A 13,106-nucleotide genomic window follows, 5' to 3' on the forward strand; every position below is an offset into this window, starting at 1 on the left:
TTCACTTCCCGTAGACCCGACATAGAATAATCAAGTTATTTCAATGCAAATCCCTGGACCTGGTCCCCGTCGAGTCCGGTGGCGACAATCTCACCGCGACGTTCAGCTACGGGCTGGTCGACCGGCAGATCTTCGTCGTCGACGTCGCTGGGGGCGACAAGGTGCCCCGCAAGGGCGGGCCGGGGGTGACCGGCAGCGACCTGCTGGTCATCAACAAGACCGATCTGGCTCCCCTGGTGGGCGCCGACCTCGACATCATGGCCCGGGACGCGGCCGCGGCCCGCGGTGCCCGTCCGGTGGTGTTCACCTCGCTCACCGCCGACCCCACGGCCGCGGACGTGACCTCCTGGGTACGGGCCCAGCTCGCCGAACTGTCCCCGCGCGGCGGTTCTTACAATGCGTCCAATACGTCGCAACCTTAAAGAGAACGTGAGAGCGTCGTGGCGGTGGGCGGTTTCATGGCGGTGGGGGGTTCCAGGGGATCGGTGCCGGGCGACGGAGGTCCGCCCCTGGTGGGATACACCCTGCGCTACCTACATGACCCTGCCCGGCACTGGCGGCAGCGCTACGACCGGTATGGCCCGGTGTCATGGGAGCGGACCTTCGGACTGCGGGTGGTGAGCCTGCTCGGCCCGGACGCCACCGGCTTGGCGCTGCGCAACCATGACCAGGCATTCGCGAACGGCCCGGGGCAGCAACGGATAGCCGGGCCGTTCTTCCGGCGCGGATTGAGCATGCTTGACTTCGACGAGCACCGCCATCACCGTCGGATCCTCGCCAGCGCGTTCGCCCCGGACAGACTGCGCGGCTATCTCGCTGGGATGAACCCGTCCATCGAACGGGGCGTCGCGGGGTGGCGGCCGGGCGCGAGGTTCCAGGTTTATCCCGCGGTCAAATAGCTCACCCTCGAACTGGCGATCGGGATCTTCATGGGTGAACGGCTGGGACCGGAAGCCGACCGGTTCAACGCCGCGCTGTTCGCCTGCATCCGCGCGCCGGGCGCGGTGGTCCGCATGCCGGCACCCGGGCTACGTTGGTCGCGTGGCTTGGCCGGGCGCCGGTACCTGGAGGAGTTCCTGCGGCTGCGGGTGCCCGCGAAACGAGCCGGGAGCGGCACCGACATGTTCAGCCGGCTCTGCCACGCCGAGGCCGAGGACGGCAGCAGGCTGAGCGACGACGACGTTGTCAACCACATGATTCTGATGATGGTGGCCGCACACGACACGTCCACGATCACGATGACCAGCATGAGCTACTATTTGGCACGGCATCCGGAGTGGCAGCAGCGATGCCGCAAGGAGTCGCTCGCCCTCGGCACGCCAGCGGTGGACCATGCCGACCTCGATCGGCTGCCGTCACTCGCTCTGGTCATGAAGGAGGCGCTGCGCCTGGTCACGCCGGTGCCGATCCTCCTGCGCGCCACAGTGAAAGACATCGACGTGCTCGGCGTCACGGTGCCCGCCGGTACCGTGGCCGCCCTCGCGCTCGCCTTCACCCACCAGATGCCGGAGTACTGGCCGAGCCCGGAACGGTTCGACCCGGAGCGGTTCGCGGACCATCGTCGCGAGGACAAGGAATTCGTAATGAAGTAATTAATGCAAGCCAATATGCGTCTTCGCAGGTCACGGGCTCGCGAGGACCCCGAAGTGAACAAGTTATTTTATTCCGAATCCAAGGTACATCCCTACGCCTGGCAACCGTTCGGTGGCGGGCCACATACCTGCATCGGTCTGCACTTCGCCGGTCAGCAGGTGAAGGCGATCCTGCACCAGATGCTGCTGCGGTACCGGTGGAGCCTGGCACCGGGCTACCGGATATCATTAGACCGTTTCCCGCTACCTGTTCCACGGGACGGGCTACCGGTCCAGCTGGAAAAGATTTCCTGACCACCTGACCGACCCTGTCACCCCTCGGGATTCACGTCGGAAAGAAGCGGTACCGCGGATATTTGCGGCAGTCCGACCGGGCGCAGAAGGCTTCGTTGCCCCGGAGGAGCGCCGGAGACGATGACTTACTCCGCGACGTTCACTCCACCGGCGCGGTCGCGGGCCGGGTGTCTCACCTCATCACCCAAGGAAGTAAGGATATGCCGGCGATCAACCGTTCGGGCATCATCCTCTTCGAGGACCCAGCGATCCACAGCAGCCACCGCAGCCTCCTGACAAAGGTTTTCACTCCCCGGAAGATGAACGCGCTGGAGCCGAAGATCCGCGAGTTCTGCGCACGCTGCCTCGATCCCCTCGTCGGCATCGACCGATTCGACTTCATCAAAGACCTGGGCGCGCAGATGCCCATGCGCACCATCGGCTACCTGTTGGGTATCCCCGAGACGGGGCAGGAGGCGATCCGGGACCGCCTCGACGAAGGCCTACGGCTGCGGGACGACGAGGATCGCGCCGCGCAGGCGGTGAACTTCGACTGGGAGGAGTTCGGGGACTACATCGACTGGCGGGTCGAGCACCCGTCCGAGCCCGTGCGTGTCTCGTAGCGTCCCGTAAGGCCCGGCGGCCAGCCCCGCTGCCCGCGTGGTGTCCCCGGCCCCGCCTCACCGGCATCGAAAGTCCGTTCCCGTGCGGCTGGGTCCGGCACCCTCCGCCGAGGACGGGGGGCCGATAGGGCAGCCCGGATCGCCACGGGACGAGGATCCAGTTCCTTGGGCGGAACGAGATCTTTCCAGGCGGCGGGTGCGCCTCCTGCCACCCCGGCCGGCGACTACAGCACGTCACCAGCAGTCGTCGGGTGCCCGGGCATCAGGGACGTGCGTTGGCTTCGGTCCTGGCGCGGAGGCCGGGCCGGGCGAGTGCGTGTCGGGAGAGCTTCGAGGGCCACCAGATCTTCGGACCGAGGTCATGGCTCAGTGCCGGCACGAGGACCGAGCGGACCAGAACCGTGTCCAGCAGCACCCCGAAGGCCACCGAGAAACCCAACTGAGCCAGGAAGACCAGCGGGAGGACGCCGAGTACGGCGAACGTCCCGGCGAGGACGATCCCGGCCGAGGTGATGACCCCGCCCGTGACCGCGAGGCCGCGCACGATGCCGCTACGGGTGCCGTGGATGAGGGTCTCCTCCCGGACCCTGGTCATCAGGAAGATGTTGTAGTCGATCCCCAGGGCGACGAGGAAGATGAACGCGAACAGCGGGAAGCCGGGATCCGCGTTGGCGAACCCGAAGACGTGGTTGAACACCACCGCGCTCACGCCCAGCGTCGCGGCGAACGAGAGCACCACCGTCGCGATCAGGAGGACCGGGGCGAGCAGTGCCCGCAGCAGGACGCCGAGCACAAGGAGGATGACGACCAGCACGATCGGGATGATCAGATTGCGGTCGTGGCGCGAGGCGTTCTGGGTGTCGAGATTGATCGCCGACTGGCTACCGACCAGGGCGTCCGCCCCGGGCACCTCCCGGACGACCCGTCGGATCTCAGTGATCGTGTTGTAAGCCTCGGCGGTGTCATAGCGGTAGACGATGGCGGCGTCGATGGCGATTCGACCGTCGACCGGGGCGACCTGGACCGACGCGGGTGCGCAGCCGTCGGGACCCCTCGCCGCCGGGCGCCCGCCGGACGCCGACCGGGCGGCGAGTTTGGGGTAGTCGACCTCCACGCAGACCGAGCCGGGAGCGGTGGCGACGCCGTCGACCTTCCGAACGGCGGCGATGACGTCCACGGCGGCAGCGGTGTTGGTGATGATGACGGCCGGGGCGCCCTCCCCCTGGCTGAAGTTGGCGTCGAAGATCTCCTGGCCGACGATCGCCTCCGGCCGCCCCGTCAGGCTGTCCGTCGTCGACAGGCCGTCGACTTTCAGGGTGACGATCAGGGACGAGCAGGCCAGCAACACGACCGTCGTGACGATCCAGGCCCACCGGGCCCGGCGGACGAGGCCCCCGGCGAAGCGTGCCCAGAGACCGTGACCGGTGAGGTCGACCTGGTGGTCGACGCGGGGAATGCGAGGCCAGAAGATCCAGCGTCCGGCGATCACCAGGAACACCGGCAGGAAGATCAGCATGATCAGGGCCGTACAGGCGATGCCGATCGCCGCTACCGGCCCGAGGCTGCGGGTGGAGTTCAGCTCACCGAGGATCACCGTCGCCGCCGAGGCGATGATTGCCGGAGCGGCGCCCCGCCAGGCCGCAATCATCGCCTGGACCCGGCTGGGGTAGGTGTGCAACTCCTCCCGGTAGCGGCTCACCAGCAGCAGTGCGTAGTCGGTGCCGGCGCCGATGACCAGCACCGACAGGATGCCCTGACTCTGCCCGTTGAGGGTGAGGACGTCGTTCTTGGCCAACGGGTAGATAATCAGCGCCGAGACGCCGAGCGCGAGCACCGCGCTGAACAGCGGGAAGAACCACAGCACCGGGCTGCGGTAAACGAACAGCAGGATGCCCACGACGACAAGGCCCGCGGCGAGCAGCAACAGCCCATCGATGCCGGAAAACGCCTCGATGAAGGCGACGAGCAGACCCCCCGGCCCGGCCGGGTGCACGGCGAGACCGGCCGGTGCCCCGTCGCGGGCGGCCGCGACGACAGCCTTCTCGACGTCGACGAGTTCATCACCCTTGACCTCCCGGCCGCCGTCCTGGGCGACGAGCGGCACGGCCACGGCGGCCACAGCGCCGTTGCGGGCAAACTGGGGCGGCCCGAGCTGACCGGCGTCCACCCCGTGGATCCCGGCGAAGGACCTCACGTCGGCGGTGATCTTAGCTTTGTCCTGCGCGGTCAGCCTGCCCTGGCGATCGTAGACGACGAAGCCGGGAATCGTCTGCACAGAGCGGAACTGCCGCGACGCGGTGTCGACCTTGGTCGACTCGGCCGAGTTCGGGAGGTAGGCGGCGTTGTCGTTCTTCTGGACCTCGCTGAGCTTACCCTGGTAGGATCCGCCGACGCCGCCGAGCAGGAGCCAGCCGACAGCCAGGACCGCGAAGACGTAGACGATGCGTGGCCGGCGGGCGCGCGCCGGACGGCCACCGGAACCGGCGGGGCCGGAAGCGGAATCCGCCGGGGTACCGTTGCCGTCCCCGGGAGCGTTCCGCACCGCATCGGCCCCGGCGACGGCCGGCCCCGGCGGGAACTGTGCCGCTGGTGGTGCCGGCACTGGCGGGGATGGTGCTGCCGGCGGGTCTCCGCCCGTGCCGCCGACCCGCCGCCGCCCCCGACCTCGGACTCGTCCCCGCTGGTCATGCCCGTCTCCCCACGCCGAACGCACATCCTGTCCCAACGATGGCGATTCTGGCGCATGCCACCGACAGAACCCGTCGGCCCCACCGGCCGACGGGCGAAGAACCGATGAAAACCTTCACGTCAGGGATGTGACCCGCAAGTCCGGGGTGTGACTCGGTGCGGCAAGCGGCTCGTGGTGACCGTCAGCCCGGACCGTCAGCCCCGGCGGCGGCCTGCGCAGCGAGCAGGGTGTTGCGCAGCAGCATCGCGATCGTCATCGGCCCCACCCCGCCCGGCACCGGGGTCAGTTTCCCGGCCACCTCGCGCACCGCCTCGAAATCCACGTCGCCCCGCAGGCCCTGCGGGGTCCGGTGCATGCCGACGTCGATGACGGTGACGCCTGGCTTCACCGCGTGGACGCCAATGATCGCCTGTTTTCCCGCGGCGACGACGAGCACGTCGGCGCCGCGACAGACCGCCGCCAAGTCCCGCGTACGGGAGTGACAGATAGTTACAGTCGCATTACGTCCCACCAGCAGCTGTGCCACCGGACGACCGACCAGTTCGGAACGACCGACGACAACCGTGGGCGTACCGGACAACTCGACATCGTAGGAGTCCAGCAACTCGATGATTCCGGACGGTGTGCAGGGCCGCAGACCCGGCAGACCCCGGGCGAGCAGACCGACGCTGGCGGTGGTGAGCCCGTCAACGTCCTTCCCGGGTGGGATCCGGCCGACGAGCGCGGCCCCGTCCAAGCCTTCGGGCACCGGAAGCTGCAGCAAGATACCCGACACGGCCGGATCGGCGGCAAGATCGTCCAGGAGTGCCGCGACCTTCTCCTGGGAGGTGTCGGCCGGCAGGTGTTGATGCAGGTCGGCCATGCCGGCCTCGAGGCAGGCCCGACGCTTGCCGCCGACGTACACGGCGGACGCGGGGTCATCACCCACGAGCACGGTCGCGAGGCCGGGCTGGAGGCCGGTCCGGTCGCGGAACTCGGCGACCTCCCTGGCCACGTTCTCACTCACTCTGCGGGCGACGGCCTTGCCGTCGATGATCACTGCGCTCACTATCGGCCCTTCGCGTCACGGTCGTCAGATCATGCCCGGGTTCTACCCGGTCTCCGATCCGGGTCATGCCCGGGTCAGCCAGGCGTCCGGCGCGGTCTCCCCGGCCCCTGGCGCGGTCCCCCGGCGTCCGGCGGAGCCCGAGCGAGCACGCTACGCCAACAGAGCGCACAGGTGCTCAGTACCGTCATACCCACCACCGCGGGGAACCCTCGGGCGCGGGAAACGCCGACGGCGGCCACATTGTGGGGAGCAAGGCACGGTCCAGGGACCGCAGACCGTGCTCAGGTCCCCCAAATTCACCGGGCGACGGTCGGGCAACGGCTAGCCGATGACCGGGCACAGCCGGTTGGCCGTCACCGGCGGGCCGCTGGAACTCCCGAATAGGCCACGGCGGCCAGCCAGAGACGAACCTCACGCGGGGTACACAGGCGAACGACCCGGTGTCCGGCGTGGTGTTCGGCGATGCTGTCGGCGAGACGGTTGCGGCTGGTACTCGGATATCTCCACAGCCAGGTGAGAAAAGCGAGGTCGAGCCGTTCCGGGCAGCCCGCGGCGAGGTCGGGACGGTTCCGTCCGTGCCACCGTGCCCAGCGTCGCAGTACTCGTGGGATGGTGATCCGCCGCGACAGGTCCAGGAACACGATGAGGTCGGCGGCGGGAATGCGCAGGTCCAGCGTGCCGCCGTAGTTCCCGTCCATCACCCATGCGGGCTCGGCGACGAGGTCGGCGACGACGGACCGCCATTGCGCCGTGGGTGTCTCGACCCATCCCGGTTGCCAGAAGTACCGGTCGAGATGCACGAGCGGCAGTCCGGTCTGGCGCGCGAGCTCGCGCGCCAGGTGCTCTTGCCCGCCCCGCCGCTGCCGACGACAAGGATCCGCCGGGCGTCAGAGGGCATCGCTGCCGGCGCGGAGTCACAGCTCGTCCCGAGCGCATTCACCCAGTCAGTGTCCCACCGGTGCACCCGGCCTGGTGGTGAAACATCGTGCTTCGTCCCGACCCGACCGCCACCGCCCACCCGACCGCCACCGCCGAGCCGAGAGGGTGAGCCGCCGACGGCGCCAGCGTGTCGTTGATTGACGACGGTAGATCATGTTGCAATCCTCCGGCCTCGGAGAGTTGGCATTGCGTGATGGCTCCACGAACTCCTCCAGCCGGTCGACCGACGTCGGCCGATAACCGTCGACGGCTGACCGTGACAGCCGGCCAGAGGAGATCATTTCGCGATGAACGATCGAAGGACATTCATCCGTGCCGCCACGGTGGCCACGACCCTCGTGCCCTGGTCGCTCGGCTACCTCGGCTCCGCCACCGCGGCGGACGCGGCCACCGCGGCGCCGTCCTCCCCACCTGCGCCCGCCCGACCCGCCGTCGTGGACATTCCATCCCCGGCCGGGGCCTCCGGTCTCCTCACCGGCGGCAACACCGCAGGCCTTCTCGCGGGCTACTGGCAGACCTCACCATCCGAGCTCAGTGGGTTCGTCTACCGCGGCGGTACGGTGCACGGCCTGCCGGGGAACAGCCGGCCGGCCGCGGTGAGCGAGGCCGGCGTGGTCGTCGGCGAGAACATCACGCGTTACAGCCGGGAGGCGTTCCGCTGGAACCGTGGCATCTATCAGTCGCTAGGATTCCTCGGCGGCACCCCCACCCAGAGCGGGCGGTCCAGTACCGCGGTCGACGTCAGCGACACCGGATTCATCGTGGGGACCAGCACCACCAAGACGGGCGAGCAGCACGCCTACCGATGGTCAAACGGCACGATGACGGATCTGGGCACACTTGGCGGACCATTGAGTTCCGCCGTGGCCGTCACGGTGCAGGGAAGGGTGGCGGGTAACAGCCTCACCCGGGAGGGCGCCAGCCACGGGTTCCTCTGGTCAGCCGGCACGATGTCGGATCTCGGGACTCTCGGCGGTTCCTCGACCGTCGTCGCCGACGTGAACAACGCCAGGCAGGTCGTGGGGACCAGCGAGACCTCGGACGGCTATTCCCGCGCGTTCCTGTGGGACCGCGGCCGCATGACCGATCTCGGGACCCTCGGCAGTGACCTGCACAGCGAGGCGGTCGCCGTGAACAGTCTCGGTCAGGTGCTGGTGCGCAGCCTCGGATCGTCAGATGGCGGGTTCCTGTGGATCGCGGGCCGCCGCATCCCGATCACCTCACCGCTCGGCCCGCTGGAGCTTCTCGACCTCAATGATCATGGTGTGGTGTGCGGGACGGCGCCCTCGGGTCAAGGCAGCCACGCGTTCCGCTGGTACCGCGGCCGGCTGACCGATCTGGGCACCCTCGGAGGACCGGTGAGCGCGGGCAACGCCGTCACCCCGAACAACGTCGTGCTCGGTTCCGCGACCACCACGGACTCCCCGTTCCCCCAGGCGGCATTCTGGCCGAACACCGGCTCCTGACGTTCTCAGCGGCCCGTCACAATGGCTTCTCGGTGACGAGGGGCTTCTCGGTGACGAGGCCGCCGTCGACGTGCAGCCGGCGAGTCACGGCGACCGTGTCGAGCATGCGCCGATCATGGGTGACGAGCAGCAGGGTGCCCGCATAGCCGGCCAGCGCCTGTTCGAGCTGATCGATCGCCGGAAGGTCGAGGTGGTTGGTGGGTTCGTCGAGCACCAGGCAGTTCACGCCGACCGCCTGCAGCAGCGCGAGCCCCGCCCGGGTGCGTTCTCCCGGTGACAGGGACGCCGCCGGCCGAGTGACCTGATCCGGGCCGAGACCGAACTTCGCGAACAGGGTGCGCACCTCGCCCGCCGGCCAGCTGGTCGCCCGCTCGACGACGGCCAGCGCCGTAGCCTCACCCCGGAACAGGCCGCGGGCCTGGTCGATCTCGCCGAGCCGCACGCCGGACCCGAGTGCCTGGTGCCCCCGGGCCAGGGGGATGCGGCCGAGCAGCGCACCCAGCATGGTCGTCTTGCCCCCGCCGTTCGGCCCGGTGATCACCACCCGGTCCGCCCACGCGATCGTCAGGTCGACCGGCCCCAGAGTGAAGCCCGATCGGGCCACCACCGCGCCGGTCAACGTCGCGACGACATCGCCCGACCGGGGCGCGGGGGCGATCGACATGCGCAGCTGCCATTCCTTGCGAGGCTCCTCGACCTCCGCCAACCGGTCGAGGCGGGACTCGATGGACCGGACCCTGGCCGCGCTCTTCGTCGCCGCCTCGATCCGGGCTCCCTTGGCGGCCCGGTCACCGTCGGGCATCCGCCACTTCGCCCGCACCGAACCCCGCACCGCCTGCTCCCGCTGGCGTTGCGCCTGGGCGACGAGATCGGCCCGCTGGCCGGCGTACTCCTCGTACCGCTCCCGGGCCTGACGCCGCGCGACCTCCCGGGCCTGCAGGTACGCCGTCCATCCGCCGGCGAAGAGGGTGAGGCCGTGCCGGTGCGGATCGAGTTCGGCGACGGTGTCGATGGTGCGGTCGAGGAACTCGCGGTCGTGGCTGACGACGACCAGCGCCCCGGGCACGCCTTGGACGAACCGCTCGAGCCGTTCCAGCCCGTCGAAGTCGAGGTCGTTGGTGGGCTCGTCGAGCAGGGTGATGTCGAACCGGGACAGCAGGACGCCGGCCAGCGATCCCCGGGCGGCCTGCCCGCCGGACAACGCCGTCGTCGGGCTGTCGAGCGCGCCCGCGGGCAGACCGAGATCGGCGCACACCTCCTCGGCGCGGGCGTCGAGGTCGGCCGCGCCGATCGCCAGCCACCGCTCCAGGGCGACACTGTAGCGGTCGTCGACCCCAGACGTGCCAGGAGCCCCAGACGTGCCAGGGACCCCGGACGTGCCCAGGGCCAACGCCTCGGTCGCGGCGTCGAGCTCGGCCTGCGCCGCGGCGACGCCGGTGCGACGGGCGAGGAAGGCCCGCAGGGTCTCCCCGGGGTCGCGGTCGGGTTCCTGGGGGAGCAGGCCGACGTTGGCGGTCGGCGGCGCGAGATCCACCCGGCCCGCGTCGAGCGCCACCTGCCCGGCGAGGGCACGCAACAACGTCGACTTGCCGACGCCGTTGGGCCCCACCACGCCGAGACGGTCGCCGGGCGCGACGGTGAGGGAGACGCCGTCGAGGACGGTCGCCCCACCGCGGGTGACGGTGAGACCGGACGCGACGAGGGTGGCAGACATCTGACCAGTCTGGCGCATGGACGGCGCATCGCGTCCCGCCCCCTGGGGCCGCATCCATCCGGTGGGACCCTACGGTGAGTCCGTACGCTGGGTTCGTACGCTGGGTCCGGGCGGGCGAACCCGGACACGCCGCTGCCATCGAACTGCTCATCACCCGATATGACCAGTACCAGGCCGCCCCGCCCGCCGGGCCGGCGATCATCGTGACGGTGGCCCGCTGGTCAGGGTGGGCCTTCTCGACGTAGCCGGCTGTTGACATCGCCGGCCGTCGACATCGCCGTCAGTGCGGGCCGGTTCCGGTCGTGCCCGGCGCCCGCGGGCGGTCCCAGCCAGGCGGCAGGGTAGCCGGTGTGCGCCAGGACGGGTCCGGCTGGAAGTCGCACCAGGTGCCGTCGAACGGGAACGCCCCCGTCTCGACGAGCCGCAGCAGCCGCTCGCCCTCGGCCCGCACCGCCGCCGCGTCGGTGACCCAGTAGTGCTCGGGAAACGCGAGCCGTTCCGCGAGCTCGTGCTCATCCTTCCACTGCCAGGTCCGGTCCGGGGAGACCCACAGGTCGAGGTCGTGGTCGGTCGTGTCCACCCCGACGAGTCCGTCGTGGCGCCAGGCCACGGCAGGTGCCTCGAGGTTGATGTACCAACGGGCGAACCGCCCCTGCCGGTCCCAGAACCACCACACCGAGTGCGCACCCGCCGGCGGGATCATCATAAGGATGTTCGGCCCAGGCCAAGCCCTCTCCACCAGCACCGTGGATTGGCGGATCCATTCGGCGAACGGCATGTCGCGCAGGCCGCGACCGTCCGTGCTCAGCTCGACGGCCATCGGGCAGCCATGCGGGATCCACAGCCGCAGGCCGCGCTCATCGTGGCCGACCACGTGACCCGCGCGGACGAAGACGAGCCGCTTGGTGGTAAACGACCGGTGCACGACCACTTCGCCCGGGACGAATTCTCCTGGAACGAATTCGCCCGGACGGACCCGCCGGTGCGGCGCCCGAACCGAGCGGTGGCGATGCCTGGGTACCAACCTGGGTACCGAGATGGGTACCGGCCTGGGGACCAGCCTGGGAAGCGGGATCATACGCCACGGGGCTTTCCCAGCTTCGTCACCGTCCGACTGTACGGTGCCGTCCTGCCCCGGCGTGCCCCCCACCACAACCCCACGACAGACGGGATGGGACTCTCATGACGGTCGATTCCGCCGTCGATCAACCGCCGGCACCGGCCAGCAACTCCCGGACGACAGGCACCATCGGATGCTCCGTCCCCCAGACCCTGAGCAGATCGGCGAGCAGCGCCGAGAGGGTCTCGGCGGCCGACGCCCGATGGCCGGCGCCGAGCTGCAACAGCCCGATCTGCCGTCGCAGCTCGAAGACCTGGGCGTCGTCCGCACCGAACACCCTGATCTCGTCCTCCAGCAGCCCACGAAGCTGTTCGAGCGCCTGGCCGGTCTCACCGATCAGGGCCCGGCAGGTCGCCTCCCGCAGGCGGCAGCGCAGAACCCGCTCGCTGTCCGGAGCGTCCCGGTGGACAAGATCGACGAGAAGCGTGCGGTAGCCGTCCACGGCGCGGCGGAAGTCGCCGCCCTCGAACAGGTGGTCCGCCAGATCGAGACGGAGCGCGAGCACATCCGCGCTGTCGTGGCCGAGGGAACGACCGGCCCGGTCCACCGCCGCCGCCAGCACACCGGCGGCCTGACTGTAGCGGGAGGCCCGGGCCAACGTCCGAGCCTCGTCCCGGGCACGACGAAGATCGGACCGCCTGATCCCGCCATCGGGCTCCCCGGGCGGCCCAGCAGTGGATCTCCGGGTGGAGGGGGCAGTGTTCGGGGCCGCCCCGCGCGGTACCACCCGGGCCGCGACCGCCGCGTACAGCCGTACCGGGTTGTCCGCGGCGTCGTCGACGGCCCCGGGAAGCGGGCCGAGGCCCACCACGGATCCGATCAACGCCGCGTACACCTTCTCCACGCTGCACGGGCGATCCTCCGGCGCCTTGCGCAGCATCGCGGCGACCAGCTCGTCGAGGCCGCCCGGCACGTCGGCGCGCAGCGACCGCACCCGCGCCGGGACCTCCTCGACCTGCTTGTTCATCACCGTGTAGGACGACGAACCGGCGAACAGCCGCTGACCGGTCAACATCTCGAACAGCGTGGCACCCAGCGCGTAGATGTCGGTGGCCGGCGTGCTCAGGCCGGCAAGCACCTGCTCGGGCGCCATGTAGGCGGGGCTGCCGAGGTGCTGGCCGGTCGCCGTGATCTTCGACAGGTTGGTCCGGTCGAGCGCGACGGCGAGCCCGAAGTCCAGCACCTTCACAGTGCCGTCCGGCTCCAGCATCAGGTTCGCCGGTTTGAGGTCGCGGTGCACGAGCGACGCCCGGTGCGCCACCGCGAGCACCGAGGCCACCTGGGCGGCGATCGCGGCGGCCCAGCCGACGGGCAGCGCGCCCTGCTCGGCGACAAGATCCGCCACGCTGAGGCCGTGCACCCGCTGCATGACCAGGTAGGGACGCCCCTCGTGGGTACCCGCGTCGTACACCGCCGGCACCCCCGGATGCAACAGGCGGGCGGTGATGCGGGACTCCCGGATGAACCGGCGGATCAGCTCCTGGTCCGGCTGGCCGTCGGGAAAACGGACGAACTTGACCGCGATCTCCCGGTCGAGTTTCACATCCCGGCCGACCCAGACCTTACCCATTCCGCCTTTGGCCAATGGAACAGCCTCGAGCTCATACCGCCTGTCGATCATCCACCGCGCGGCCACCGTGCC

General features: G+C 69.8%; 9 protein-coding genes and 3 pseudogenes. 6 read left to right on the forward strand and 6 right to left on the reverse strand.

The genetic code is table 11. The features are described from left to right. Positions 1–53 precede the first annotated feature (53 nt). The 4 genes and pseudogenes from AC08OJ_RS14145 to AC08OJ_RS14160 form a co-directional block, all read left to right on the forward strand. A pseudogene (locus AC08OJ_RS14145) lies at positions 54–422 on the forward strand (GTP-binding protein); the annotation flags it as partial. A gap of 24 nt (positions 423–446) precedes the next feature. Then, the gene (locus AC08OJ_RS14150) at positions 447–899 is read left to right on the forward strand and encodes a cytochrome P450 (RefSeq protein ID WP_476595956.1); all 453 of its coding nucleotides are present in this window, start codon (positions 447–449) and stop codon (positions 897–899) included. Between the two features lie 222 nt (positions 900–1,121). Further along, a pseudogene (locus tag AC08OJ_RS14155) lies at positions 1,122–1,886 on the forward strand (cytochrome P450). A gap of 221 nt (positions 1,887–2,107) precedes the next feature. After that, positions 2,108–2,470, forward strand: a pseudogene (locus AC08OJ_RS14160) (cytochrome P450); the annotation flags it as partial. 280 nt (positions 2,471–2,750) lie between these two features. On the opposite strand, the gene AC08OJ_RS14165 reads toward AC08OJ_RS14160, so the two are convergent. The 3 genes from AC08OJ_RS14165 to AC08OJ_RS14175 form a co-directional block, all read right to left on the reverse strand. Next, positions 2,751–5,090 (reverse strand): MMPL family transporter, encoded by a 2,340-nt coding sequence (locus tag AC08OJ_RS14165; RefSeq protein ID WP_476595957.1) that lies wholly within the window; start codon positions 5,088–5,090, stop codon positions 2,751–2,753. A 268-nt stretch (positions 5,091–5,358) separates the two neighbouring features. Beyond that, positions 5,359–6,225, reverse strand: coding sequence for a bifunctional methylenetetrahydrofolate dehydrogenase/methenyltetrahydrofolate cyclohydrolase FolD (folD, locus tag AC08OJ_RS14170; protein WP_476594175.1), 867 nt, complete (start codon positions 6,223–6,225; stop codon positions 5,359–5,361). A gap of 353 nt (positions 6,226–6,578) precedes the next feature. After that, positions 6,579–7,025, reverse strand: a complete 447-nt coding sequence (locus AC08OJ_RS14175) for a P-loop NTPase family protein (RefSeq protein ID WP_476594174.1) — start codon at positions 7,023–7,025, stop codon at positions 6,579–6,581. A 426-nt stretch (positions 7,026–7,451) separates the two neighbouring features. On the opposite strand from AC08OJ_RS14175, the gene AC08OJ_RS14180 reads away from it, so the two are divergent. Then, positions 7,452–8,630: an HAF repeat-containing protein gene (locus AC08OJ_RS14180; protein ID WP_476594416.1), complete on the forward strand. Its 1,179-nt coding sequence runs from the start codon at positions 7,452–7,454 to the stop codon at positions 8,628–8,630. 16 nt (positions 8,631–8,646) lie between these two features. Here the strand turns inward: AC08OJ_RS14180 and AC08OJ_RS14185 are convergent, their stop codons facing one another. Then, positions 8,647–10,344 (reverse strand): ABC-F family ATP-binding cassette domain-containing protein, encoded by a 1,698-nt coding sequence (locus tag AC08OJ_RS14185; protein WP_476595958.1) that lies wholly within the window; start codon positions 10,342–10,344, stop codon positions 8,647–8,649. Positions 10,345–10,418: 74 nt separating this feature from the next. Here AC08OJ_RS14185 and AC08OJ_RS14190 point away from each other — a divergent pair, with 74 nt between their 5' ends. Beyond that, complete coding sequence (locus AC08OJ_RS14190; protein ID WP_476594414.1) at positions 10,419–10,589, forward strand: hypothetical protein; 171 nt, start codon at positions 10,419–10,421, stop codon at positions 10,587–10,589. Positions 10,590–10,624: 35 nt separating this feature from the next. Here the strand turns inward: AC08OJ_RS14190 and AC08OJ_RS14195 are convergent, their stop codons facing one another. Further along, positions 10,625–11,269: a ribonuclease FAU-1 family protein gene (locus AC08OJ_RS14195; RefSeq protein WP_476594413.1), complete on the reverse strand. Its 645-nt coding sequence runs from the start codon at positions 11,267–11,269 to the stop codon at positions 10,625–10,627. A 280-nt stretch (positions 11,270–11,549) separates the two neighbouring features. Continuing rightward, on the reverse strand, positions 11,550–13,106 hold a 1,557-nt coding region (locus AC08OJ_RS14200; protein WP_476595959.1), incomplete at its 5' end, for a serine/threonine-protein kinase.

The sequence above is a fragment of the Frankia sp. CgKIO3 genome (assembly GCF_977946435.1).

Coding starts and splice junctions, on each gene's coding strand:
- AC08OJ_RS14180 (WP_476594416.1), top strand. CDS start 7,452: ATGAACGATCGAAGGACATTCATCCGTGCCGCCACGGTGGCCACGACC.
- AC08OJ_RS14185 (WP_476595958.1), bottom strand. CDS start 10,344: ATGTCTGCCACCCTCGTCGCGTCCGGTCTCACCGTCACCCGCGGTGGG.